The organism is Occallatibacter sp. (assembly GCF_049582745.1).
Lineage (GTDB): Bacteria > Acidobacteriota > Terriglobia > Terriglobales > Acidobacteriaceae > Telmatobacter.
On the sequence record NZ_JBAUUO010000175.1, the window covers coordinates 1 to 24,314 of the forward strand.

Below are 24,314 nucleotides of genomic sequence, written 5' to 3' on the forward strand. Positions count from 1 at the left end.
CCTCATCGTCTTCCTCCCTAACGCGAAAAACGGCGAGCCTACGCTCGCCGTCTTAAACGTTATAGAAACAAACAATATGACCTCCGATATGACTCCCTCGGAGGCCGTGATGAGCCCTGAACTGAACAAAATTTCACTTCTAAAGCCTGCGTATTTCCCTGCTCGCGCGCTCGCTCCATCATGCACGCAGTGGACCAGCTCGAGAACCCAAACTCAGCAGTATTTTAGACTAGCGCCACAGAGCTGATGCCTTGCCTGTAGTCGATTTTGTGGCTTTGAAAGCACCGCGAAGCGATCAATTTCAATAACGTTCAACAAGAAGCTTGTAATACGTTCAATCAGAAACAGTTACGAACTGCACGATTCCATAAATTTCAATAATCCCGGAATTCCGGTTCGGGACCAGGTTCTCTACCCTAAACTCCTCCCTTAGAATCAGCGAGTTGCAGCGGCATGTTTGTGGAATCTGGGGTTCTGTGGTGATCCTTGAGGTTCAATTTCGACTACAGCTAGCAGTCTCGGTGGTTGGCTCACAATCGGAAGATCCTCAATATTGAGCTCGTTAGCAATTCAGTGAGGCAGGCCGACCCTCTGGGTTTGAACCAGGAGCTTCCCTGATATCCTTCGTACCTGTCGTTGCGCACAAGGGTCTTTTCCGGATCGAGGGCGAACTCGACATTCCCGCTACAATTCACTGGCCGTTTTCGAGGGCTGAGTCGTTACCATCCATCGCCCAAGACGCGCCAAGAGAGCTCTGCCAACGTTAAGGGTCGCGTCTACCTTCTTTGCCGGATTGAAACCATCACTCCTCTTGTCCTTCCGGTTATTGGGAGTCAGCGGATTCTGGATAGCTAAGCGTCTCCGGCGAAGCATTACGGCCTTTCATTAGGAGCCGGATTGGTCGAAGTAAACGCGCTTGCCATTCGCGACGCAGATGAAATCGATCGGCGAAGACAAGATCTTCATCAATGAGGCGTGTGGCTAGAATTCGCTGATGACGAATGCGGCGACGCAAGCGGCTCCAACCAGGAGATTCGACTTCGATATAGAAGCGATGCTGGGCGGCCCAATCGAGCGCTGGCTGCGGCCAAAGCATCAGTTCCTGCCAGAGCCGGTCCGAAATCTTCTCCAGCCGAATGCGATCTCTGGAGCTGATTCGCATCATTTGCAGGGCAGGAATATCTGCATCGAGATGAGCGGCCATCATCCAGCCAAGAACGAGAACGTTGTTGAAAACGGAATCGGCCCAATGGGGAATGCTTGCGACGGGACGCTGAAGTCTGCGAAAGGCGAGACTGAGGTCGAGAATCAGACAAATGCGGTCGAATCGATGACGAACCGCATGCAGGCAGAGGTAGAGCAACTCGTCAAAAGGCGCCATGTAAAACATTGGAACGCCATGAAAGTTTGAAGGGATAGCACGCGACCAGGTCCCCTCGATGTCAAACTCGAACGCGAGCGGATTCTCTACGTTGTGATGTAATTCGAGGTTGATCGATTTGCGGCTGAAGGCACGATGATAATCGTCGGCGCGGCCGTTGGGAGAGAAACCAATATCTCCAAGTAATTTTTCGGCCTTATCAACGTCGTTGCTGCGCACGAGCAGGTCAAGATCGTAGCACGTGCGCAAGGAGGAATCTCCATAGATGCGTTCAGCCAAAGACGGCCCCTTGAGCGTTATCACGGGAATGGCGGCGCGATGAAAGGCATCAAGAGTGGCCTTGAGTGTCTCGGCCCACACGAAAGCAGAAAACTGAGCAGCGCGAAAGAGGTCATCTAGTTTCTGTTTCTGCTGAGGTGAGAAATCAACATCTAGACGGCGCAAGCACTCGACCACCCAAGGAACTACGTTCTCCTCCTCCGCAATCCCAAGCAGGAGAGCAAAATCAGGTTCCAACCACCGACATTGCTGGTAGTGGCCTTGGAGTACATCCAAAAGACACTGGATTCCAGACCTCATGCCAGCGCCTCATTGAAGCCCAGAAATCTGGACCAGATCGCCGGAAGCCTCCGGAGGACGATTGCCACTTCGAATCATAGCGGCGGAAGGGATGCCGGTGCGAGCGTAGGACTTCTTGCAGTCTGCCGATGACGGACCGCGGAAGTCTCCCTCCATGTAGGCAAGTCCCGGGCAACGGGAACAGTATGCTGTGTGGCTGCATTGCGAACAGGTGTGCAAATCGCGCACATGCACCGACCGCAATTCCTCAAAGGCCGCGGAGTGGAACCAGATTTCGCGGAAGCGCTGCTTGCGCACGCTGCCGCATGGCATCGGAAATTGCACGCACGGAAATACGTCACCAAACGGTGAAATGTACGCCAGCGTGTGACCGGCGCTGCAACTATAGCCCTCAAGAATATCATCGCCGACGGTGGAGACTGGAGCACAGAACTCGGCAACGTCCCCAACGAATTCTTCGGTGCGCATTACTGCTTGCAGGTCATCAAGAGTGATCCCAAGCTTGGTGATTGACCGGTCGCCGTTCAGCATCGGAGTAATGGTCGGGTCGATGACAAAACTAACGCCCAATTCTCTGGCCATTTGCTTCACTGCCAAGCCATCCTGGCTGTTGGATCGCATCAGCACGTTGGTGATCGAGACTTTCACGTCGTTCGCTTTGAGGCGCCGAATTGCATCTATCGTCTTGCGCAGCGAGCCTGGCAACTTCGTGATGGCATCGTGGACTTCGGGACGGTGCGAATAGACACTAATCTGGACTTGTTCAATTCCGAGTTTTCTCAGATGTTGCGCTTCTTTCGCACCGATCATTACAGCGTTGGTCTTAAGCTTTACATTGAAACGTAATGAGCGGGCGTACTCCAGGATCTCGAAACAATCGCGACGCAACAGCGGCTCGCCGCCGCTGATGCTGAGGAAGAAGGTCCCGACTTCGGCAAGTTGTCCGATCACGTCCTTGATTTCTTCTGTGGTCATCTCGCCTTTGCCATCGTGGTCGAGATAGCAATGCACACACCGTTCATTGCACCGCCAGGTCACGTCTAGATGTGCGCTCAGCGGTACTCCGCGAGCAGTTGCCTTTTCATTCATTTCATCCAGTAGATTCATTGACCCTCCACCCCGGAAACCGGAAGACCCGAAACCGAAAGTATGCCGTGTTCGGCAAGTTGATGGACAAACTCTTGCGCATCCACAAGAGCCTCTTCATCGCTGATATCGAATTCAGAACAAACCCGATCACGAACTATCTGCGAAAGCGGGGTCTTACCATCCGCAGCGTTCCATATGACAGTGCCAACCGCATTCAGCACAAAAACTGTTGAATCCAGCGTCGACATGATCAGCGTATCGTCCCCGATAGTACGGGCAGCGATGTCAGTACTTTGGGAGAGAAACATTTCCGCAGATTCCATGGTCACCTATAAGTTCCCAAATTCGCCGATCAGGGAAGAATGAGAGTTCGTAAACCGGCACTGCTTCCACGAAGGCGCAGGCCGCATAAAACACTTGCCGAACCATCTCTGGCTGATGCGCGAAAAAGAGAATGTTCCGGAGAAGGCAATGTATCGCTTCCGCCGAGGTCATCGGTTCGATTCGATTTTCTCGGGCTTTCTTCAACAGGTAAAGCGCAGCAACTGGCGCTGAAATGTTCTTGCCCGGCTCTCCAAGCTCGCCGGCAAATGGAGTGCCAAAGGCAAAGTATTCTTCGTTGACTTTGCGCACATAAGAAGCCTCATCCGTAAGCAGCGTTACATCCTGAGGCGCCAAACGTGCCATCGTTGTCTTTCCCGCTTCGGACACCCCCGAAAAGAGATATGCCTTCCCGGAGCGAACGGCGCTAGAGGCGTGCAGCAAAAATCCACCCTCAGGAGCCAAAATTAGCGTGTGGAGAATGCGAAGCACCGAGTCGATCGAGTATGGATTGGCTGACTGTCTCACCTCTCCGCGGCGCTCGGTCGTACTCCAACAGGCATGGAAATCACCCCGTTTCATTCGCCACTCAGTGCCCTCCAGCCACACCTCCGCATCACCGTCCAGATCGCTAGGATCGGGGGGCGCTATTTGCACACGGAGTGCAAAGATCGGCTCACTCCCCGGACGAATGAAATCGCGATAACGTCCCCGCAAAACATGCTCGAATTCTGGATCTGTCGTCTGCACTTCGATGGGGACTCCACCAATTTCAATGACAACAGTACGCGTGGTTTCGACTTCGGGGAGTTGCGTCGATACCGACATACTGTTCTTCGCCTCCTAAGAGAACATTGAAGTTTCCGTGATTAGGTTCGCACTCTGAGCATCGACAGCTCAGTTCGACCCACAGAGATCACGCCAAGTCAGGAATTCGCGTACTAGAACTAAGTCGCAGAAACACACGGGCAAACCATTCAGAATGCCGAAGCACGAAAGCAATCCCGCTATGCCAGAGCGAACCCTCCAGATCTATTGATCGTCCATTCCGGACGACCAATTCGACGCGTCCAATGACATCAGCGAGGCAGACCGGCTCATCGAGCCAGGAATGAGCGTCGCCCCTGGCAATAATTTGGTCTGGAGTCCGGAAAATCAACCTGTGAACAACCAAGCCCCCGTTGCGTCGAAACATAACAATGGATTGGGGCAACAACTCAGAGGGTTCGCATCGACGAACAACAAGCTCGTCGCCGGGCCAGATCGTAGGGACCATACTGGTGCCGGTCACTCTCAGTCGCACTTTGCCGGAAATGCGCGCAACATCCACTGCGAGATCGCAGCAAGCTCTCCGCAAATGTGCTCCCTGGATCATCTCGGCAGTGCTTATGAGTTCTTGCGGTTGAAGCCGCACCCTCTCTGCGTCGACTGTACTTTCCCGCACGAAAGCGCCATCGTTTCAAACACCCGTTCATGCCGCACGATTGGCTTTACATAAGGCCTTTTGGTCGAGTTCTTGGCGTCACTCTGAGTGGCGGGCCGCTGCTTCTGATCAGAAGTGTTCGTGTCCAAATTGGACCTCACTCCCCTAGGGGAATTGGTTTGCTTGCGGTTTGTACTTTGGATCCAAGGTACCAGACAGGGAGCTAATCGACAAACGGGCCGGGAAATTTCAGGACCTGTGAGGCCCGAATTCCACAAGAGACTCGGACTTCGGGATGAACATGAACGGGCAATGAGATCGACGAGAAATGTAACTCAAACGTTAAAGATCACTTTCTTGTCTTGAAAATTCTCTTCCGGTGCTTTTTAATCGCTCTGAGAGTAGTTGGCCTATTTCCACGGCTGCGCGGGGGCGTCCTAAGCCTGCGTGTTTTGTGGCAGATTGCTACTTCACGTCACACCCATCCAGGAAAGACCGGCGTTCTGCAATTTCAGATATTGGGGTGTGCTTTGCGTCACAAGATCCAGAGTTGAGATTGGAGTGCGCCGATGTTCCATGCAGTTGGTTCTTCGTCGAGAATCATGGTGTGCATTTTGACACTGGCGGCGATACCTATCGTCGCACAACGGGCAAATGGCCAGCAAAAACCGGATCTTCCGGACGTTGCTAAGAAGCAAGATTCAACCAAAAAGCCTGATTTTGCGCGGTATCAGGCCCGGCCAGACGGTTCTATGCCGTTGATTCAAGATTGGAGCAACCGCCACGTCATCTACACAGCGGGTCACACCGACGAACAGGCCGACAGGATGGCAAAAGACCCGCGCGCGTATGTATCGTTTTTGGCCCACGGCATTGTTCGCAGGCACCACGAGCCGACCAAACCTCACCCAGTCTCTCTGCACGGAAAGCTGAAACGCGATTGGGCTGTCTCGCTAGGAAATGCCGGCTCGTATTCTTACCCCGCAAAATACACCTTCGATGTGAATGCACCGCCGAGTTGCGCAAACGATTTTGTGGTTTTTTCCACCTCTGGGACTGGAAGTTCTCGCGCCAACGTTTACGGAACATTTACTAACGACCCTGCGATCGGCCAAACAGTGTCCATCACGATCACTCCCACGAGCTCGAGCCCCATAACACTGACGCTGACCGCCGGCACATCGAATTCAGGGACGACGTTCGCGGTGAGCGGCACGAACAATACGGCAACTGATGCGGGCAATTTCGCGGCAGCCATCAACCGGAACCTGAGCAGCATCGCGCTCGACGAGTTGGCTGCGGTCGAGAATCCGAGTTCAGGTTCGTCCAGTTCCGTTACGGTGTATGCGCTTACCCCTGGGACGGGAGTCACCCTTAGCACTGCCAGCCATTTAAGCAACTTCAGTTGGGGCTTGCCTACTGCGGGAAGGAATGGAACAGGGGCGAATATAGTAGGACTCAACAATCTGTATGCGGGTTCCGGCTCTCCGTTGTGCTCGGGCTACACCTACCCAACGTTCACCTTTTCCTATTCCGCTGGCACTGGGTCGATACCGACCTCGCCCGTTCTCTCGCTCGATGGCCGGAAGATCGCATTTGTCGAGAATGCGATCTCTGGACCAATCCTGCACGTGCTGACGGTGGGCACGGGCACGGAACATGGAAGCTGCACGAATAGTGGGACGGTAGCCCCGACTTGCGCCACAGCGGCAGTCATCCCAGGCAGCACGCCCGGCAGCAACGCCACCGATTACATGCTGCCGATGTGGCCGGGCGGCTTAGGCGCGACAAACGACACTCTTTCTTCACCATTTGTCGACTATGCAAACGATGTTCTCTACGTCGGCGATGACAGCGGTAACCTCTATTCCGTGTCGCCGGTCTTTGGCGGTGGCACTCCGACGATCAGGAGCAGTTTTCCGGTTGTTGTGGATACCCTCAATATTGGTCTGTCATCACCGGTAGTGGATGTCGGTAACTCCGGTGATGTCTTCGTCGCAGACGCGGCGGGAGCGCGCCTCTACAAGGTCACAAGCGACGGTGTTGTTGAGGGATATTCGACAATCGGGACCCGCGAAGGTAGGGTTGCTGACAACGGTCCCGTCGTGGATTCAACAAACGGGGTGGGTTATGTTGCCTCCCCATGTAACGCGGCGAACAGCAGCTCACCGGTTGTTGTTCAGTTTTCAACCACCGGGACCGGAAGCCCGGAGCTGCTGGCAACCGCGGACCTTAGCGCTTCGGCTTGCTCTGCAATCTTCGGCCCGACGCCGGACAATAACTACTTCACCAAGGGGATTTCAAGCAGTACACCCGGCAACAATGGAGAGTTGCTAGTCGCCTACGACAGCAGACCCGGCAGCTTGACGCAGATTCAATTCACGTCGGGGATCATGAACACGACGGCTGAGTATACAGACACCGATAACGGCGGCTTCGGCAATCTTAATTTCTCTTTCTCGCCCCTAACGGAGTTTTATGGGAATGACCAGGCGTACGCGATTAGCGCGGTGACGCAAAGCGGGAACAGGTTGACGGTCACGACCACCGCGAATGCATTCGTTTCCAACCAGGTGGTGGTGATATCGGGGGTGGTGGCGGGAACGGGCGGATGTACCAGCGCCGCAGTGAGGGCAATGGGCGGAGAACCGACCGTCACGGTTACAAGTCCGACCACTTTTTCCTTCACCAGCGCGGTGGACGCGAACATCGGGGGCGCCAACGGAAACTGTAACTTGGCCAGTGCGCTGGCGATAGGCCCAACTCAGGACTATTTGTTTTTTGGTTCGGCTTTTCCGGCCGAGGTGTCTACCTTCGACCTGCCGCTGACAAGCGATACTCAGACAGCGGCAGCCACCAACGCCACAAGTGTGGGCTCGAATGGCACTAGTGGAATTATTATCGACAACGATTCCAGCGAAGGCCAGGCATCGAGCATCTATTTCACCACACAGGGTACAACTTCGAGTTGCGGAATATCCTCCTATTGCGCGGTCAAGCTGACGCAAGCAGGGCTGAACTAGGCGGATCTCGTCTTCACCGCCTCCAGCGTGATCCGCAGGCAGGGACACTTGGCACCATTGCTCGCACCGACGGCTTGGGAATCCACGCTCGGAGCACTTAGCCGCCATAGGAGAAGATGCGTACTTGTAGTCGATTTTGTAGTGCAGAAATCACCAAGGAGTGATCGATTTCAATCGTTCTCAACACTAGACGTGCAAACTATTCAATCGAAAATAGTTACAAACTGCGCGATTCAATAGATTTCAATAATCCCCGAAATCCGGTTCGGGACCAGGTTCCCTACGTGAAATCCTTTTTGTAACTCATTTGTTTTCAATTCCTGGTTCTCGGCAAGTTGTTGAACCGTGTTGAATTTAGAGGATCTGACAGCTACAAAATCGACTACAGTCGCACATCGAACACTGCTGGACGCGCCAGAGTGCATTGAGAATACTGGATTTATGAGGAAGTCTTCGCAGGCAGACCTTCTGGGTTTTGCCCAAGGGCTTACCAAAGGTCCACCTTGTCTTCGGCCAGGTTCAACCATGGTAGACGCGGAAGGTCCCGACCCATTCAAGAACTGGAGATCGCCAGCCGTCCCGTTGACTGAGAGGATTGACCAGATAGCAAGTGGCGCAGTCGGGGTTCTGATAGCGGGGCGCGGCTCTCGGACTGGCGACAATCTTGTGGTCGGCAGGAGGCTCAGGAACTACCTCCAGGGGATACATGCGGTTCTGAGTGAGCGTCAACTTGACGGCGAACAGCCCAAATCCCGGTTGGCGCGCCATTCGTCGTCTTGGCCATTGGCGGCGCCTTAGCTCTTGAGTTGACTAAGACGCATGGCTTTTCAATGACTTCGCACTCTATCCGAGCGTTCCGTTCGTTTGGGTCCCAGATCATGCTCATGGAACGCAAGTCCACAGGCTGACCTAGTGAGACTCGTTGCTATGCGCAGCGTCATTTCTTCCAGTTCAACCGGGCTCGGAGATGTGGAAACCTCTATTTTAGGCACTGGGTTCCGCTGTTGCGTATGATCCAATCGGAGGTTCATACATTATGCCCGACCAGCTTCCCGCCGGTCCTTATCGCCACGTCACATTGGCCGACGGAACCGATGTTCCCTACTACATCATTCCATTTGACAAAAAAGGCCGCTGCGAGGGTCCGAAAACTCGCCAACATTTAATCGACTACGCCAAGGAATACACTGACATATATCTGTTCTCGCACGGCTGGAACAACGACTGGAAGACCGCCACCGATCGCTACGAAAGCTTCATCCAGGGCTTCGTCAAAATGCGGAAGGACAACTCACTCGCAATGCCGCCTGGCTACAAGCCTCTGCTGGTCGGAGTGTTTTGGCCGTCCGCGATCCTGGTGAAAGAGAGCGAAGAAGGACCACAATTCGCGGCCGGCGATCCCGCGATTATGGATGCCGAGATAGGGGCAGCACAGCAGGCCCTGCACGATCTCGCGAGCGAATTGCCCAACGATAAGGTGGAGCGCTTCTACGAACTTGCACAGAAGGATGGTTTCAGCGAGGCGGAAGCTCTGGAATTTGCCAGAATCTTGCAGCCGATTTACACCTCCGGAAACGATGAGGTCACCGGCGCCGCCGCTCGTAGCCCCGAAGAGATCGTAGCGAGTTGGAAACAGCTCGCGCCGCAGGCCGACGCGGCTGTCCCAAATCTAGATGACTTCGGAGTGACTGGCCAATCGAGTGGGGCGGTAGCAGCTCCCGCAGGCATCATCGATTTTATGCGTGACCTGCCTCGCAATGCCCTGCGCGGGGTCACCGTGTGGCAGATGAAGGATCGCGCAGGGACTGTGGGCGCCAACGGGGTGAGCCCGCTGCTTGTGGATCTGCTCAAGAGTACCAATGCGCACGTGAATGTCATCGGACACTCGTACGGAGGCAAGGTCGTATTGTCAGCGCTGTGCGTGCCGGACCGATTGCCCAGAAAGGCGCACTCGGTGCTTCTGCTTCAGCCGGCGGTTTCGCATCTGTGTTTTGCGGAGCAACTGCCCATCACCGGCAAGCGCGGTGGCTATCATGAGGCGTTCGAACGGGTTGAACGGCCGATCCTGTCGACGTTCAGCAAGCGCGACATCCCGCTCACTCAAGTCTTTCACCTCGCTCTGATCCGCCCGTCCGATTTGGGCGAAATGAAGATCGCGGCGGAGGGCGAGCCCCCCAGCATATTCGCTGCCCTCGGCGGATTTGGACCGCGCCGTTGTGGCGAAAAGCTGATCGACATGCAAGATGTGAATCAGCCATACGCGTTGGACTCCGCAGTCCGGATTTACGGCCTGCGCGGAGATCGCACAATCGCCGGCCATGGTGACATAAGTAACCCGTCGACTTGGTGGGCTCTGTACAATCTCGCGAAAGCATAGGTGTTGCAATGGCGATGTTGATTAAGAAGGCATACAATCTCGCGGGGCTTAAGGTTTCGTTGGTGACCGGCGGCTCCGACGCCACAATTCGACTGGAGTTCGAGGTCACGGAGTCGCATAACCCATACACAATTCGATCATGGGAAGTGGAGGCGAGCCAATTCGGTCTGCCTCCCCGCTTTGATCCTGACAAGGTGCTCTATCAGGGCTACCAGTTTCGTTTGCCGCAGCAAATACAGCAGGAACTGCGCGAAGAGCTGAACAAACTCGATCACCCCGGCACGATCTGGCTGCATCTTGTGAAGCCTTACGGTTACCTGGGGATCGTTCCATGGGAAGAGTTGCTGATTGAAGCCGTACCTCACCCCATCCTTCGTCTGCCTGACGTGTGGTGTGACCCTCCAACCGAGATCCCTTCCACTCTCGACGTCGCCCTGTGCGCAAGCGAGCCGGTCGCGGATACGCCGTTCAATGTCGAGCAAAACCTCATCGGAATTACCGAGCACTTGCTGAAAGTTCCCCGGTCCCATGTCCGCGTCGACATATTTACAGACCTGCGGTACGCGGGGCGGCTCGAAAGCTATTGGGCCGGGCAGGGCGAATTGAACACGAGAGTATTTGTGCATGATCCCGCCTCCGCGGCGTCGTACGCGATCCCACGCAAGAGCCTTGAAATCAGAAGCGTGCCTGAGATCGAGAGTCCCTGGTTACTGTGGATGCGCGAAGCCCTGCAGGGCCGTAGCGTAGATCTAGTCCACTTCCAGGGTCACGGCTACTTCTCCGGGACGAAAGGAGCCCTCGGGTTCGCAGAATCGCCCATGCTCAATCAGGATGCTTCCTGGTGCCGCTTTGTGGGAAGCGATGAGCTGAACCTGTTTCTGCGCCAAGTGGGTGCATGGTCCGTAGCGATCGATTCGCCGATCGGAAATTACTCGGAGATGGGACTACGCGCGGTTGCGGATGACCTCGCGCAGCGCCGCCCTGGCCCGACTCTGCACCATGAATCCAGGCTGGACAGAACCGATCTGTTTGAGCTCAATCAGGCATTTCTATTCTTGTTCAATCGCGAGCTAATCCACCCAGCCATCACTCGTTCGATTGCGCTTTGCTGCCAACCTTTCCGCGTGGCGGGCTATAAGCAGCAGGCCCTAGAATTAGAAGGCATTCGTACTCTCGAATCGGAATCGCTCGCTTTTCGAGCGACCGCGCTGGGCGACCCCTCTTCTGAGGAAAACGTCCCGGCTTGGATTGCAGCCACGCAACGCTATGTCGAACAGAAGCAGTTCGAGGTCAATCAGGTTCGCAAGACCACCGCAGCCCGCAGGCTGGCGCGCACCAGTGCCCAGACGGCTGGCGTTGAACGGGGCTTGGACGAGATCAAACAGGCCATAGCTCTAATGGCACAAAAATCAAGGGTAAAGCTGTGAACGGCCAAATCGTTGTCCGCATCGCGCGTATGCCGGGCAACAGACGCTTGGTCGAGTTGCAGCGCGCTCCCAACATCCCGGATTTCGGCCCAACTCAATTCTTCGAGTGCGACCCCTCGTCGCTTCCGGACTTGAATCAGCCGGACACGATTCGCTTGTATGGCCAAGTGTTGCTATCGAAGCTGACCTCTTCGAATGAGATGGTACGGAAAGCGGTGGATTACGCACTCGGTCTCGGTCCCGCCGCCAGTTGTCCAATTTATTTCAATCTTGGGGGTGTCACCGACGTGGAGCAATTCTTCTGGGAGGCGCTATGTGACGACAAAGGCAAATTTCTCGCCTGGGATAAGCGCTGGCAGGTGGGACGAATTGCGGACTCTCCAAGGTCGGTGCCCAGGAATCCAGTTCCGTTTCAGGCTCCCGTGAAGATTATGGCAATCGTGTCGGCGCTGGGCGTCGACGCGATCCCAGAGTGGGAGGCCTTTTACAAAGCGGTGAATGACGCGCGGGCAACTGGGCTTCCGCTCCGAGTCTTCGCCGCGATCGGCGATGAGCACCTGGCGGATAGGGTTAGTGCCATTGTCGGCGACAATCAACTCACCAGCGTGACGATCACTAATCAGACGGATCTGCTGTCGCAGCTCGACAAATTCGGCCCGCACATAGTTCACTTCTTCTGCCATGGTTCCACCGCGTTCGGGCAATCGGAGCTGCAATTGGCGACGTTTAACGACGCGGGTACGAACAATAGCTCGGTGAAGCTAGCGATTGACGATCTGCTGACCAGTGCCGGCGTCCGGGACGCCTGGTTGATTACCCTTAACTGCTGCGAGGGCGGCGCGGCCACGAAGGAAGTACATTCGTTGACACAGTCGCTCGTGTCGCAAGGCGTTTATGCGGCCGTCGGAATGATGGAGGCCGTGGATGCGCTGGATGCCCACGAGTTCTGCAAGTATTTCTATCCTGCTATTTTCCAGAAGCTTGGCGAAATCCTGCAAGGCATTGAGAGCGGCGATATTGAGACGCTCGATTGGGTGAGCGCGCTGCACGCCCCTCGCGTCGCCATTCGGGACCGTCACCAGAACCTGAATGAGAAGCTCGGAAGGCAGTGGGCTTTGCCTGTGCTATACGTCCAGCCCGAGGCGCTCCGCGTGCGCCAGCCACTGCCTGCGGTGCCAGTCACATTCGGCGTGGCCGGCCCTACGCAGACGTCCCAAGACGAGGATCGTGGGCACGAGGAGACCATTGAAGGACTGCTGGCGATGATGCCACCCGATAAGAGGCAGGGATTCTTGCAGGCACTGCAAGAAGTTCGAGCCAGAGCCAAATGAGCAACGAAGAGTCACTCCCAAGCACCTTCTCCATCAATGCTTGGACGGGTGCTGAGGTGCCAGCTACTCCTGTTGCATCCACGTGGCGGCAGTGGGCCGTGGCGCGCCATCAGCAGATCAAGGTAAAGCCACTTGCCGCGGACGAACCGGTCGATTTGCGGGACTGGTGGGATGAGCGCGTGGGCTGGGGCCTGGTCCTGCGCGATAACGATGCGTTAAGCGAGAGCAATCGCGCCACAGGAACCGATGTTCCCGAAGAGCTGCGTCCACTGCTCGAGAAGCGCAGGGGATCCCCGATCTTGCGATACCGGCCAGAGGCTGGCGGCGAATCGTTGCGTCGCTATTATACGGATCGTCCGGCGCAGAGCGTAATGCTTTCTGGATCGCAGCGGGGCACCGCGCCGGGACGCCTTCCACGTTACCTGCTCATCTACGGCTCGCCGACCGAGGTTCCATGGGATTTTCAATATCTTCTGAATGGCCCTTGCTACACCGGCCGCCTCGATCTGACCGGTGAGGCGCTGTCGAACTACATAGCGGCGCTGATTAACAACTGGTGTGATGCGAAGGTCAAATCTGACCAGCCACTCATCTGGACGGTCGACAAGGGTCCAAATGACATCACGTTCCTGATGCGCTACCTGATCGCAGAACCGGTGCGGGCGGCTCTCGATAAGGATCCGCAGGTGAAGGGTAAGGTAAGGCATCTGGCGGGTCCAGACGCGACGGTCGATAAACTTGCAGCAGCACTTAAAGACCCGGACCGTCCGCCCGCGATGATCGTGTCCACCAGCCACGGCATGACCGGTCCGATTGACAACCCAAAGGTCATGGGTCGGGATCTGGGTCTGCTGGTGGATGCCAATTCGCAATTGGTTCGACCCGAATCGATGCTCGACGGCTGGAATCCGAATGGAGCGATCTGGTATTCGCATGCTTGCTGTTCGGCGGGATCGAATAATAAGACGGCCTACCTCGGACTCGTACCGCCCGGGTCACCGGTAGAGCAGATTCTTCTGGCCGTGGCGGGCCTTGGGGCTCACATGGCGCCGTTTCCCCGAGCGTTGCTCGGAGCGAAGCAACCCTTGCGCGCTTTTATCGGTCATATTGAGCCGACCTTCGACTGGACGATCCGCAATCCAGAAAGCAAGCAGCCCCTTACTTCGACGGTCGTCCAAGCGTTGTACAACCGTATGTACCGGACCAGACCGGAACCGGTGGGGCTGGCGTTCTCGGATATGTTCGCGCTGGTAGGCCAGCTGTTTCAGCAGTGGTCGCAGGCGAAAGACGGCGCGCTGGATGCTGATGCGGCGATCAGGCAAAGAAATCGTGAGGTCGCTTTGAGAACTCAACTGACCGCCCTCGATAGGGAGGCTTGCGTAATCCTTGGAGATCCCACGGTGGCGCTCCCGCCAATTTAGTGCTCAATCCTGCTGGCGAATGTTTCCTCCGGCGCCTCCGAAACTGCCGTCCTGTGTGATTTCGCGGTGTGGGTGTAGGTTTCACCGACGCCAACCCCTAGGCGCCAAAAAACGCCGCAGTGTCCGGCCATCCACGTGCGCATGACGGGATGGCGTCGCAAGTGTTCTGAGGTATTTTCGGGCCAACAACGGTCGCTCGTGCCTCGGGCCGTCGACAGCTTTGGAAATGTCGTCTCAGGCGCGTTTGTGTCCGGTAACAGCTGTTCGACCATCGATGTCTTCTGGCCGAGGGAGTTGCACCCGTAGGACGTGACGCGGCCGAGGGCATCGCTTTGCGGGTCGTAGGTGAACTGGGTGCGGACTCTTCCACGCTTACACTCCATGATCCCGCACACATTGCTCAACCGCGAGCTGAGTTCGTAACTTCTTCGCAATTGGGTCCTGTGCGCCGTTAATAAAGTCCAACTGCGTGTGCGGCAGTTTCTTTACCTGCGATTTCTTTTGTTGAAAGATAAGTATCCGAAATCCCCATGTTTTAGGGTCGAGTGGAACACCGGCCAACAGAGCATCAAATGATATGGCGCTCAAGTATTAATGGCAGCCGATTCAACCACAAAAAACAATTCGATGCTATCATTGCGCTGCACTTTCCAAGTAGGTCCAATGAGCACACTTAAATTGCGGATCTTCGACGGGACACGCCAGCTCTTTTCCCCGGTTGTTCCATTCCTAGTGACAATCATCGACGGAAACCGAAAGCAGTTATTCCGCAATTTCGTACAAGCAAATCAAAGGCAATTTGACCTGCCTTTCTACGACAATGGTGGAGACAATTACTCGGTTGTCGTCTATGCAGACGGATTTAAGCAGGCTGGGTTCATGCCGGTCTCTCTTTCAGACAATTACCTGCGAACTCTGGACATAATGCTGATCTCGAATGATCCTGGGTTCAATTTCGCGGCGGCGACATGGCCTTCGGTCGGTACTCGATTTCCATTTTAGGAGCGGATGTCGATGGTCCTACCGCTGAGACTCGATACAAAGAGCTTCTGGAAACACATGAGGACTCGCTTGCTTGCCTACTGAACTTGTGCGAAGCAATGAGCCAGATTTCTCTTTCGCAGGGCACTCCACTCGACTACATCAAAGCCCTTCGATGGGAAGCCCCCTACGCACCTGCGCATGATAGGTTCTTCGCGTGGTGCGAACCTACCTTGATTGATCAGGTTAGGATCGCGGCAAATGCAGATCTGTTTGCGGTCGAGAACAATCCTGGTCTCTTTCATCAAGGTGCAACATCCAGTTGGAAGCAGATTCAGTTCGGTGAAGCGAACGTACAGCTGACCTTTCATGAAAATGACAAAAAGACCATCGGCGGTATCGAATGCGTTATGGTCGAGCCAGATATCGACTATTTCAAGGACCTTGGAGCACACGCCATCTTCGAGGTAGTCCCGAACGGGCTTACGCACTCCTTAACTGATCCCACTCAGGTCTATGTACTTCGCTGGATCGCCGGGCGCGCAGCCGGAGTCCCCGAGTTCGCTCCGATGTACACCATCACGTCCTAGCTCCAAGATTGCCTCGTGGAGCTTGAGCGTGATTATTGCGGGTTTGGAGCTGCAGCCGAAGCATGTCCAGGGGCGGTCTTACCGGCAATCAGCTTTGTAATTCCGTCGTGAAGTCCTTGATCGTCGAGCACGAAGAACATCCCTCCTCGAACATTCTGTGAGACTGCACAGGCCGAGCCAGTTCCAGAGAGAACACCATCCTGATTCATATCCGCAAGAACAGTGAGAGAACTTCCATCTTCGGTGGATACGCCGATCTTTGCATGATTCGCACCCAAGGGATCGCCATCACTGTTCTTCTGTGAGGAGCCGGAGAGCCCGATGGTCTTTCCATTCCAGCTTCCCGTGAGGGCTATTTGAATTGCGCCAGGAGAGCCGAAGTCTTTCGATAGGCACGATGTCCGCGTCTTCGAGGTTGTGGAATAGATTTTGCTTCCACTCCAGAAACTGGCGACTCTGAGCGGCATTCCATTAAGCAGGGCGGAAACCAACTGCCATGGTGGGGCCTTAAGTCCTCCGGCTTTTGCGATCAAACGAACTCCGGATGAGAGCTTTTCACTCGTAACGGTTGCGTCTGTATTCGGAGAACCCAGTTCTGAAACGGCGGTCACGATTTCCGGAGGGCCTCCAGTTCGGACTAATTGCGAATTGCCAGTATCGGTGACCGCACCTTCTTGCTTTAGAGCAGCCAGAACCTTAAGCACATCCGGCTCAGTCAGCTTTAACGCAAAAAAATGCTGGCTGAGGTCGACGTCGTCGTCACTCATGGTGCATCCAAGGGAGTTGCCTTCCGCCCGGGGGAGTGCCTTTCCTCCAGATCCCGGCCAATCCGGGGTAGTGACCTGGATTACAATTCCTACACCTTCACTATCCCACGCGAGAAGCCCTTTCGAGTGCCCCCATGGCTTGCCGCATTCATTGGCAGAGGACCCTTCGCATTGCAGCACAGGATCTCGGTAGAACTGGTCATTCCAAACAACATAAAAAAAGTCGCCGTTGTAGATTTCGTCGAATGTCGCACCTAAGGGGTCGTCTGTGCTGTCACCGATAAAGCCATCTCCCTGTTGGAGCGCAGAGTTTTCTGAACTCGCATAGACAAACGACTGGCCTATCTTGCTGAAGTACCCTCTGCTCCCTCCCGCCTTTCCTCCGAAAAGACAGCTTGGCTTCGAACCGTCGCTTCGCGGGAAGGTCTCAGCATTGAATTTGAATGCGAACCACCAATCTACGGGATGCTCACTACGAAGCAGAGGAACAGGTGCATCGCTCGTCGGATTGTCCTGAGCAGCAGTTCCGGTCAGATACCATCCACAAAGCAACAAACATGCAAGAACTTTCACCGCATCAGACATTCGACGAGCCACGATTCGATCCTCCGTGCTCAAATTTGAGACTGCTCCTAGGTCCATATTTTGCAAAGGAACTTGGTGTACGGATCTCCCGCAACTTGCTCCAGGGTGCACTGGAGCGCCTCCTTTGACATCTTCAGTTTGTCGCTGGCGATTTCTTGAAGCGCTGCGACTGCTTTGGGGTCAGGGTTTGATTGCGTGAGACATGTGTAAAAGTATGCGACCTCTTGCGCTCCCCGCAGAGAGAATGGCTGAAGGTCCTTAACCTTATCGCCCAGATATATCCAGAGCAGAGACTGGCTCACACAATCGACCACGTAATTGAAGTCGAAGTTACAGCGGATCGTAAGATCAAGCGGATCTGCGTAGGCAAGCTGGGTGATCGTGTAAACGCCTTCATCCTTGAATCGCTCGGCAATTTCCTTGCCGACTGACTGAAGGCTCTCAAGCTCAAGCTTGCCCGAGGCCGGATCCTCTCCTAACTTCAACTGCTGGCCGGCCAGCCTACGCGCAAGCGTGAACAACGTCGAAGTAGGGAACGCTCCTAAGAAAAATGCTACGGGGATTCCGACTTGAAGCGTAACTTGAAGTCGGGTCAAGGCCCAGCCGAATGGGACCGCGATGAGAATTCGGAAGATGTAATAGTAGAGATCGAAGGAAGTGAAGTCCCGACGTCGGAGGCGATCGATTTCATCAGCAATGATCCATACAAATGCGCCTGCGATCGCCGCAGCGACCAATCCACGCATAGACTCCAGGCTTTGAACGCCGCTTATCCAATCCCATAGGTTTAGGCAACCCCACCAACCGCAGATCCCGGTTAGCACAGCTAGGATCATTATCGGAAATATGTAGTATCGCCTTCCATACCATTTCCGAAAGTCGTGCGCGAACGCTTCTGTGTAGTCGCCGTCGTTCAGCGAAGGATCTCCAACTTCCTTCCCCTTGATCGATGCTCCAGCACGAAACTGCTGGTAGTAGAGCTTCATGGATTCGCCGGAAAGCTGGGCAATCAAGTAGTCGCGGCGGAACGCCCAAGGCTTCGCAAGATATCGCCCGATGGGATAGATCACCATCAGAAACGTGAAGAAGCACAGAGTTGCCGGGACAACCCGATCGGCGCGGTTAAGACGAGGCACAATCTCTGTCAGATCAATCTCTTGCTGGGCACCTTTTTCATCCAATTGGACTTCTTTTGTTCCGAAGCCACTGGGAATCTCTGCTTTCAGACAGTGGTCCCCTGAATCGATCTCAGGCACATAGACGGATCCGTCATCGGCGGTCGAGAATGGTCCCGCCTCTAATTGGTTTGATTTGCAGTTGTAGATGGATACGAGTGCATGTCGCGCGGGCCTACCGTCTACGACGATTTTAGGTTTCACACTGATCTTCGCATTTGCAATTGCGGGTGAAGCGATGACAACAAGAGTGCAGGCGAGTAGACCGAGCGATCGGCAAATAGAAGTTAAGGTGCGCTCTCGATAGAGACGATTGAGTTTCATGTTGCCAAACCTCACAAAATCCGCGAGTAGCGCTCCAACCGCGTCTCGTGGATGGCGATCCAGAAAAGTGCGGTATAAAAGGGCAACTGTCTCTCATTGTGTTTCGAGAGGGCCTGACGTTTCATTAATTGTGAGAATTTGTATTTCGCAATGTTGAGATCACCTAGAGCACGCCCGATCACCTCGTCTGTCGATCGATTCCAGGAATACAAGGATGCGAGGTAGGGCAGTTGAACAAAGGCGGCTCTGCTCAGGGTGGCTACGTTTCTTCGCTGTTCCGCAATACGAGCCTTAGGGCGATTGTGTGTCAACTGCAGAAACCTAAGAGACTCGTTTACTTCGACCTGCCTGAGCTCTTGGTCTGGTCGGCAGATGCGGGACCAGAAAGATCAAGCTGGTCTCCGATGGGCGTCCGCTGGTCTCGAGCAAAGTACCATCGCAGCGAGATCGCGAAGGTACGGATTTGCTCGTGCACGCTGCTCAGTTGCGGTTGATAGTAGAAAACATTGAACGTGGGAGCTACGTTGAGGTTTCCCCACACCGGAAAATTGAGGGAGGAATTCCACGTTACGGCATACTTGGTCTGGGTGGGCAAAACTGCATCCTGTGGCCGGCCGAAGTAAGCGTCGCCCTGGCTGTCGCTAACCAGGATAAAGGGATTCTTCATTTGACTCAGTTTCCCGAAATCCAGTTTTCGGCTCAGATGGACGTCCCAGTAGCTTCCAGGTGTGTGTAGGGTTCTTGCGTCCGGATGTCCGACCACCGTTGTACTGGGACCAATCGGGAAAGTACTTTTCGCATTTTTAAAACAGGTGCCAATATCGATCGTTGCAGAGGCCGTGCACTCAAGCTGGGTCGTACCATTAGCGAGAGTGATAGAGTTCAGAATATTGTTTTGAGCGCTGTATTCCATGCCACCTTCGGCGTAGCTGCCTCCGTCCAGATTCCAGGATGTTTTAAGTCGGTTTCCCCATTCGTGCCGATATCCGACCTTGTCGTTGAAACTGTTCACCATGGGCAATGCAACTGCGAGTTGGCCTGGAATCGGCTGTCCGGAAGCGTCTTTCGCGGTGAAACCAATGAACAATCGACCATTATTGATCTGAGTCTGGAATTGGTGCGGTGTAAGCACAAGCAGGTCTCGTGGCAGGGCTCTGCTGCGCGTGTTCGGATCCCTTCGCAATGTGTACTGCCCGAAGGCTCCGAAGGTGGCATTGTTCTGCGGATAGGAGATGGTTTCCGGCGATCCAGTGAGGTTGCCCTTAATGGACCGCTCGTAAACAAACGAGGTCAGCGTTCCCATTGCCGCAGATTGGAAAAAAACATGGTCGTCGACCAGGCGAAGTGTCGCCTCTAAGTCGACGTCCTGTGCATGGGGCTGCGCTGCACGCGAATCGGCTACACCTTGGAGCTGGGCCGGGACCTGATCGGTAGGTCCAAGAGCATGATTGTTGCTGAAGCTCAGAACCAGCTTGTTGAAATCGACCTGATAGAGGCGCTGCTGCTGAAGGTTGTTGTTCTGAAATGCAATGGCTTCGACATTGGACGGAAATTGCGGATAGTTTCCCCGGAAACCTTGGAAGGCCCTGACGGAAGCTTTGGTGAGAAAGGTCGATGTTGCGTGCCGGTTAGAGGGGTCGAGGGCTCCAAGTTGCGTGTAGATGGTGTTATCTTCGGCTAGACTATCGCTCGTTACGACCCAATAGATCTGATCGCTCGCGATTGGCCGTCCATTGATGCAGTATAGGATCTTCCCCGATTTATTTTGGTCAGCCTGACGGCATTCTGGATCTGCCGGAATCCAGGAAGGATCACTTCCGGTCGAAAGCTTGGTCAAGTTCGTTAACGCCGATTGCGTGATTCCGTACGTGACCAACCATTGCTGCCAGAGGTCAGTCATCTTGAGATCATTTTCACCAGCTGCCTGTGCCGCAGAAGTATCAAGAATCTTCTGCAAATCACTTCCTGTAATTGCGACTCGTTGGAGGTAATCTCCCTTCCACAAGACGCGATCGAGGGCCACGTGCAGTAGGCAGTCTGACAATTTGTGGTGGTCTGTCAGATTCGGACAATACAGGTTGTCCGCTTCGCCGCCTCCATAGCCGTCGGGTATTTTACCAAGATAGATGTCCCGTCTCTCAAGCAAGACGACGTCGGCGAAGGGCTTGGCGCGTTCGAGAGAAGCAAGCATCGCCAACACCGTTTGGTAAGTGCAGTCGACTGTCGGCTTACTCGGATCCCGCGGTTTGAGACATGGCACGACATAATCTGCGTTTTTAGGCAGGAGGCGTCTTAGCTCAGATGCGGTAGTAATCCCTGACAGTTGCGGTTCAAACCGGGGCTCAAAGGCTAGTTCATTCTTGTATGCATGGCTAGAAAGATCGTAGGACAATTTGGCAACGTAACCAGCCATCGCGGGGTCCTCCCGTGTGAAATCCACGGTCGGCGCAGAGAAGATCGGCGTCATCTGCTCGGGATGAACATCTTGAATCGTCACAAGAGGAGTGGGATAGTCAGATTGGCCTTCGCTTAAGATAACGTCGACGAATTGACCTGGGTGTTTTGATTTCGCGATGTTTGAGAGCTTCCCGCGAATACGAGAGCCTAAGATCTCCGCTTCGGGTAAAGGCATTTGGGCCATCACGATTATCTTTGAGAATGGCCCATGAGCTACTTCGGCAGCACGGACGGTCGTTGCGACCGCATCGACAGGATCAAAGACGCTTACGTTCAGAGCTTTGGATTGAGTTGATGGTGTGCATGGACGCAAAGCCTTCTCGTCAAAACACACCTTCAGGTTCTCCGGAGACACTGCACTCATCGTCTCCTTTCCGACCACTCCAACGATCAGCGTTCGATAGTCTCCGTCGATGGCGATTGCATAGCCGGTGCCTTCCATCTCCTGACTGATGTTGCGAAGCAGCTGCCTCTGGGCCAGATCCGCGTCCGCGCGCGTGATCAGGAGGTCTCGGATTTGGGGTTCCTTGGGTAGCTTCAGAGCACTCTCAACTGACGTCTTTAGATCTGTCCAATAGCGGATAAGCTCGGTAGCGTCGGAATACTTTGCGCACGGACCTTCAGGTTGCGAAGAGATGGCACCGTTAGCCTTGTGTTCAAAGAAGGCGCCTACGTTCTCCCAGTTCTCGATGTTCTTGATCTCGTCTGTCGGAAACTTCGGATCGAGGCCACAATTAGCTCCCCAGGCTGCCACCATGATGCTCAGCTCATTTTTGACGACCGTGGCCCTGACTTGTTCGGGATCTAGCTTCTGACTCGGTGTTCCTAGGTCGATCATGGCGCTTTCGATTGCGTTCCTCACCAGTACAGTCTTGGCACTGTCGAGTCGGCTAACCCAGTCGAAGCTTTCGGGCGCGGTTCCGGCTGCAGTGCACGTAATTGCGTCTTTGCCGAGCGGATCGGAGGAAAACAGAAGGGGACACGCCTTGTTTGATCCGTCGCCGGAGCTTGTGAAACGGAGGTTTGCGGCCAGGAAGTCCAGGCGCATCTCGTCGTTCCGGATGAGCTTTCTCTGATCCTCGTCCTGATTCGCCAGGTGCACATTCTCTGCCGTCTTCCAGAGCCAGTATGAGGAGTAGATGAAGTCCTCTCGTCCTGGCACGATCGCTCGATATCCCGCTTTCATTAGAAAATTGGTTACGTTGTCACAAGCGGCGGACTTAGCGTAGCGCGTATCCTGCTTGTAATAGAGCTCGGGCGGATCGGGCAGCTTTTCACCAACGATAGGTTCAACCTGGGCGCAATTGTTGTCGAGCTGGATGCTGGCACCAAATTCCGGCCCGAAGTTGTCTCCCATTCCGAGAAGCCAGCCTTCCTTCACGCCGCGACGCCAATTGAGGAATTTATCGACAGTATCGAGGTGCACGTCCTTCTCGATGCGGTAATAGCCAAAGAGTCTCCCCGTGTAATAGATCTGCTGCTGTGCATATAGGAGAGGATTTGTGCATGCGATAGCCGCGAGGCTGATGATTGACCAGATCCAGCGAGAAGATTTGTTCATAAGGGGCCTCCCAAAAGTTGCTGCCTTCAGCGGTTAGTTCAAGCTCGCTCCAGCATTGCGTACGAAGTTTCACTAAGGCCGATGAGGACGGTCTGGAAAGAGGAACCATGATACCTCTTCGCCGATCCCGGGTCTCATCGTCGTCGAACGATGGAGCCCGATCAAGTACTCAATCATTGGTGTCACAAGACCTCACTTCGTTTCACACAACGTTGAAAGGATTTTTGAGTATTTGCTAACGATCCTAAGTTGGCTAAATCCTCGCCCTGACGATCGGTCTCGACCCACGCCTCATTGAATAACCGCCTTGCACGGATATTGAAGTCGAGGTACATTCGTTGCTATGCCCAAGAACATTGTGGTGTGCTGTGACGGAACAGCCAACGAGTTTGCGCATAGTCGCACAAATGTCATCAAGCTCTACTCGGTCCTCATTCAGGACACTCCCGATCAGATCAGTTTCTATCATCCCGGCATCGGGACCATGGAGCCATTTGGATCTTTGAGCCCCCTTACTCGCGCATTTACACGATTGCTGGGGATGGCGATTGGATATGGCCTCGAAAACGACATTCGCGATGCCTACAATTTCTTACTCGAAAAATACGAACCCGGAGACAGAATCTATCTGTTTGGCTTCAGCCGCGGAGCATTTACGGTGCGGGCGGTTGCCTCTCTGATCCTTTGGTACGGGCTGATCCGAGAGGGAAATGAGCCATTGGTCCCATATGCGATTCGTATGTTGATGGCCATCGAGCGCGCCAAATCTCCCGCCGACGTTAAGGCCTATTTCGACCTTGCCACCCAGTTCCGCGACACGATGGCCTGTGCCAAACCGACGATCCATTTTGTTGGTGTCTGGGACACGGTGAGCTCCGTTGGCTGGGTCGATAACCCTCTGCACCTCCCCGGAGAGGTAAATAATCCAAACATCGAAATCGGGCGGCACGCCGTCTCTATTGACGAGCATCGAGCCTTCTTCCGTTCTCACCTCTGGGTTCCCTCGCCCGATCCTACTAAGCCCCATGGCCCGCGCGATGTAAAACAGGTCTGGTTTCCTGGCGTCCATTGCGACGTCGGCGGAGGCTATGCGGAGCAGCAAAGTGGTATCTCGAAATACGCGCTGAAATGGATGATCGATGAGGCAAAGGCCGCTGGCTTATTGACTGACCCCTCGAAGGAGCCTGCTGTCCTCGGTCTTACCGCCGGAAGCCAGTACGCGTCGGCAAGACCCGATGCCGAGAAGCATGAGTCTCTCAAGGGTCTGTGGAACCTTGCCGAGTTTATACCCAAGAAGCACTGGAATTCTCAGAAGAAATGCTCGGAACACCGGATGAACCTCTACCGGCGCCGCACCATTCCCGATGCATCACTGATTCATGAGTCGGCGTATCTGCAAGGCGCGGAATACCAGAAGAGATTTCCGCCTGGGGCGATTAAAGTCCCGCTCTGAGAAGTTTTTCGGTCCTTATTCCGCCCTATCGGCGAATCAATCCGGCAGA

At 54.6% G+C, this 24,314-nt stretch carries 16 protein-coding genes; 8 read left to right on the plus strand and 8 right to left on the minus strand.

Translation table 11 applies throughout. The features are described 5' to 3' along the window. Positions 1–823: 823 nt before the first annotated feature. From WCA10_RS24985 to WCA10_RS25000, 4 genes are read right to left on the minus strand one after another with little or no spacing between them, the layout of a single operon-like run. Positions 824–1,960 carry a nucleotidyltransferase domain-containing protein gene (locus WCA10_RS24985; RefSeq protein WP_472825270.1) on the minus strand — a complete coding sequence of 379 codons (1,137 nt, stop codon included), beginning with the start codon at positions 1,958–1,960 and terminating at the stop codon, positions 824–826. A gap of 9 nt (positions 1,961–1,969) precedes the next feature. Continuing rightward, positions 1,970–3,067 carry a radical SAM/SPASM domain-containing protein gene (locus tag WCA10_RS24990; protein ID WP_472825271.1) on the minus strand — a complete coding sequence of 366 codons (1,098 nt, stop codon included), beginning with the start codon at positions 3,065–3,067 and terminating at the stop codon, positions 1,970–1,972. Further along, positions 3,064–3,357, minus strand: coding sequence for a PqqD family protein (locus tag WCA10_RS24995; protein WP_472825272.1), 294 nt, complete (start codon positions 3,355–3,357; stop codon positions 3,064–3,066). The genes WCA10_RS24990 and WCA10_RS24995 overlap by 4 nt, the downstream gene beginning before the upstream one ends. Continuing rightward, positions 3,335–4,198, minus strand: a complete 864-nt coding sequence (locus WCA10_RS25000) for a hypothetical protein (RefSeq protein ID WP_472825273.1) — start codon at positions 4,196–4,198, stop codon at positions 3,335–3,337. The genes WCA10_RS24995 and WCA10_RS25000 overlap by 23 nt, the downstream gene beginning before the upstream one ends. Positions 4,199–5,545: 1,347 nt before the next feature. Here WCA10_RS25000 and WCA10_RS25005 point away from each other — a divergent pair. Further along, entirely contained in the window at positions 5,546–7,816 is a 2,271-nt protein-coding gene (locus WCA10_RS25005) for a hypothetical protein (RefSeq protein ID WP_472825274.1), read from the plus strand. A gap of 519 nt (positions 7,817–8,335) precedes the next feature. On the opposite strand, the gene WCA10_RS25010 is transcribed toward WCA10_RS25005, so the two are convergent. Beyond that, positions 8,336–8,584, minus strand: a complete 249-nt coding sequence (locus tag WCA10_RS25010) for a hypothetical protein (protein WP_472825275.1) — start codon at positions 8,582–8,584, stop codon at positions 8,336–8,338. 268 nt (positions 8,585–8,852) lie between these two features. On the opposite strand from WCA10_RS25010, the gene WCA10_RS25015 reads away from it, so the two are divergent. From WCA10_RS25015 to WCA10_RS25040, 6 genes are all read left to right on the plus strand, one after another. After that, the gene (locus tag WCA10_RS25015; protein ID WP_472825276.1) at positions 8,853–10,193 is read left to right on the plus strand and encodes a hypothetical protein; all 1,341 of its coding nucleotides are present in this window, start codon (positions 8,853–8,855) and stop codon (positions 10,191–10,193) included. Between the two features lie 8 nt (positions 10,194–10,201). Next, positions 10,202–11,620: a hypothetical protein gene (locus WCA10_RS25020; protein WP_472825277.1), complete on the plus strand. Its 1,419-nt coding sequence runs from the start codon at positions 10,202–10,204 to the stop codon at positions 11,618–11,620. After that, on the plus strand, positions 11,617–12,951 hold the full coding sequence (locus tag WCA10_RS25025) for a CHAT domain-containing protein (RefSeq protein ID WP_472825278.1): 1,335 nt from the start codon (positions 11,617–11,619) through the stop codon (positions 12,949–12,951). The genes WCA10_RS25020 and WCA10_RS25025 overlap by 4 nt, the downstream gene beginning before the upstream one ends. Beyond that, positions 12,948–14,372, plus strand: a complete 1,425-nt coding sequence (locus tag WCA10_RS25030; protein WP_472825279.1) for a hypothetical protein — start codon at positions 12,948–12,950, stop codon at positions 14,370–14,372. The genes WCA10_RS25025 and WCA10_RS25030 overlap by 4 nt, the downstream gene beginning before the upstream one ends. A gap of 663 nt (positions 14,373–15,035) precedes the next feature. Continuing rightward, positions 15,036–15,374: a hypothetical protein gene (locus WCA10_RS25035; protein ID WP_472825280.1), complete on the plus strand. Its 339-nt coding sequence runs from the start codon at positions 15,036–15,038 to the stop codon at positions 15,372–15,374. A 98-nt stretch (positions 15,375–15,472) separates the two neighbouring features. Continuing rightward, a complete protein-coding gene (locus tag WCA10_RS25040; RefSeq protein ID WP_472825281.1) occupies positions 15,473–15,943 on the plus strand; it encodes a hypothetical protein in 471 nt (156 codons plus the stop codon). A 32-nt stretch (positions 15,944–15,975) separates the two neighbouring features. On the opposite strand, the gene WCA10_RS25045 is transcribed toward WCA10_RS25040, so the two are convergent. From WCA10_RS25045 to WCA10_RS25055, 3 genes are all read right to left on the minus strand, one after another. Continuing rightward, positions 15,976–17,352 (minus strand): deoxyribonuclease II family protein, encoded by a 1,377-nt coding sequence (locus tag WCA10_RS25045; protein ID WP_472825282.1) that lies wholly within the window; start codon positions 17,350–17,352, stop codon positions 15,976–15,978. Then, positions 17,343–18,794 (minus strand): hypothetical protein, encoded by a 1,452-nt coding sequence (locus WCA10_RS25050; RefSeq protein WP_472825283.1) that lies wholly within the window; start codon positions 18,792–18,794, stop codon positions 17,343–17,345. The genes WCA10_RS25045 and WCA10_RS25050 overlap by 10 nt, the downstream gene beginning before the upstream one ends. 334 nt (positions 18,795–19,128) lie before the next feature. Then, on the minus strand, positions 19,129–22,812 hold the full coding sequence (locus WCA10_RS25055; protein WP_472825284.1) for a hypothetical protein: 3,684 nt from the start codon (positions 22,810–22,812) through the stop codon (positions 19,129–19,131). Between the two features lie 343 nt (positions 22,813–23,155). On the opposite strand from WCA10_RS25055, the gene WCA10_RS25060 reads away from it, so the two are divergent. Next, on the plus strand, positions 23,156–24,265 hold the full coding sequence (locus WCA10_RS25060; RefSeq protein ID WP_472825285.1) for a DUF2235 domain-containing protein: 1,110 nt from the start codon (positions 23,156–23,158) through the stop codon (positions 24,263–24,265). Positions 24,266–24,314: the final 49 nt, after the last annotated feature.

Excerpts from the sequence above, each read along its gene's own strand:
- WCA10_RS24985 (WP_472825270.1), bottom strand. The coding sequence starts at position 1,960 with ATGAGGTCTGGAATCCAGTGTCTTTTGGATGTACTCCAAGGCCACTAC.
- WCA10_RS24990 (WP_472825271.1), bottom strand. The coding sequence starts at position 3,067 with ATGAATCTACTGGATGAAATGAATGAAAAGGCAACTGCTCGCGGAGTA.
- WCA10_RS24995 (WP_472825272.1), bottom strand. The coding sequence starts at position 3,357 with ATGTTTCTCTCCCAAAGTACTGACATCGCTGCCCGTACTATCGGGGAC.
- WCA10_RS25000 (WP_472825273.1), bottom strand. The coding sequence starts at position 4,198 with ATGTCGGTATCGACGCAACTCCCCGAAGTCGAAACCACGCGTACTGTT.
- WCA10_RS25005 (WP_472825274.1), top strand. The coding sequence starts at position 5,546 with ATGCCGTTGATTCAAGATTGGAGCAACCGCCACGTCATCTACACAGCG.
- WCA10_RS25010 (WP_472825275.1), bottom strand. The coding sequence starts at position 8,584 with ATGGCGCGCCAACCGGGATTTGGGCTGTTCGCCGTCAAGTTGACGCTC.
- WCA10_RS25015 (WP_472825276.1), top strand. The coding sequence starts at position 8,853 with ATGCCCGACCAGCTTCCCGCCGGTCCTTATCGCCACGTCACATTGGCC.
- WCA10_RS25020 (WP_472825277.1), top strand. The coding sequence starts at position 10,202 with ATGGCGATGTTGATTAAGAAGGCATACAATCTCGCGGGGCTTAAGGTT.
- WCA10_RS25030 (WP_472825279.1), top strand. The coding sequence starts at position 12,948 with ATGAGCAACGAAGAGTCACTCCCAAGCACCTTCTCCATCAATGCTTGG.
- WCA10_RS25035 (WP_472825280.1), top strand. The coding sequence starts at position 15,036 with ATGAGCACACTTAAATTGCGGATCTTCGACGGGACACGCCAGCTCTTT.
- WCA10_RS25040 (WP_472825281.1), top strand. The coding sequence starts at position 15,473 with ATGAGCCAGATTTCTCTTTCGCAGGGCACTCCACTCGACTACATCAAA.
- WCA10_RS25045 (WP_472825282.1), bottom strand. The coding sequence starts at position 17,352 with ATGGACCTAGGAGCAGTCTCAAATTTGAGCACGGAGGATCGAATCGTG.
- WCA10_RS25050 (WP_472825283.1), bottom strand. The coding sequence starts at position 18,794 with ATGAAACTCAATCGTCTCTATCGAGAGCGCACCTTAACTTCTATTTGC.
- WCA10_RS25055 (WP_472825284.1), bottom strand. The coding sequence starts at position 22,812 with ATGAACAAATCTTCTCGCTGGATCTGGTCAATCATCAGCCTCGCGGCT.
- WCA10_RS25060 (WP_472825285.1), top strand. The coding sequence starts at position 23,156 with ATGCCCAAGAACATTGTGGTGTGCTGTGACGGAACAGCCAACGAGTTT.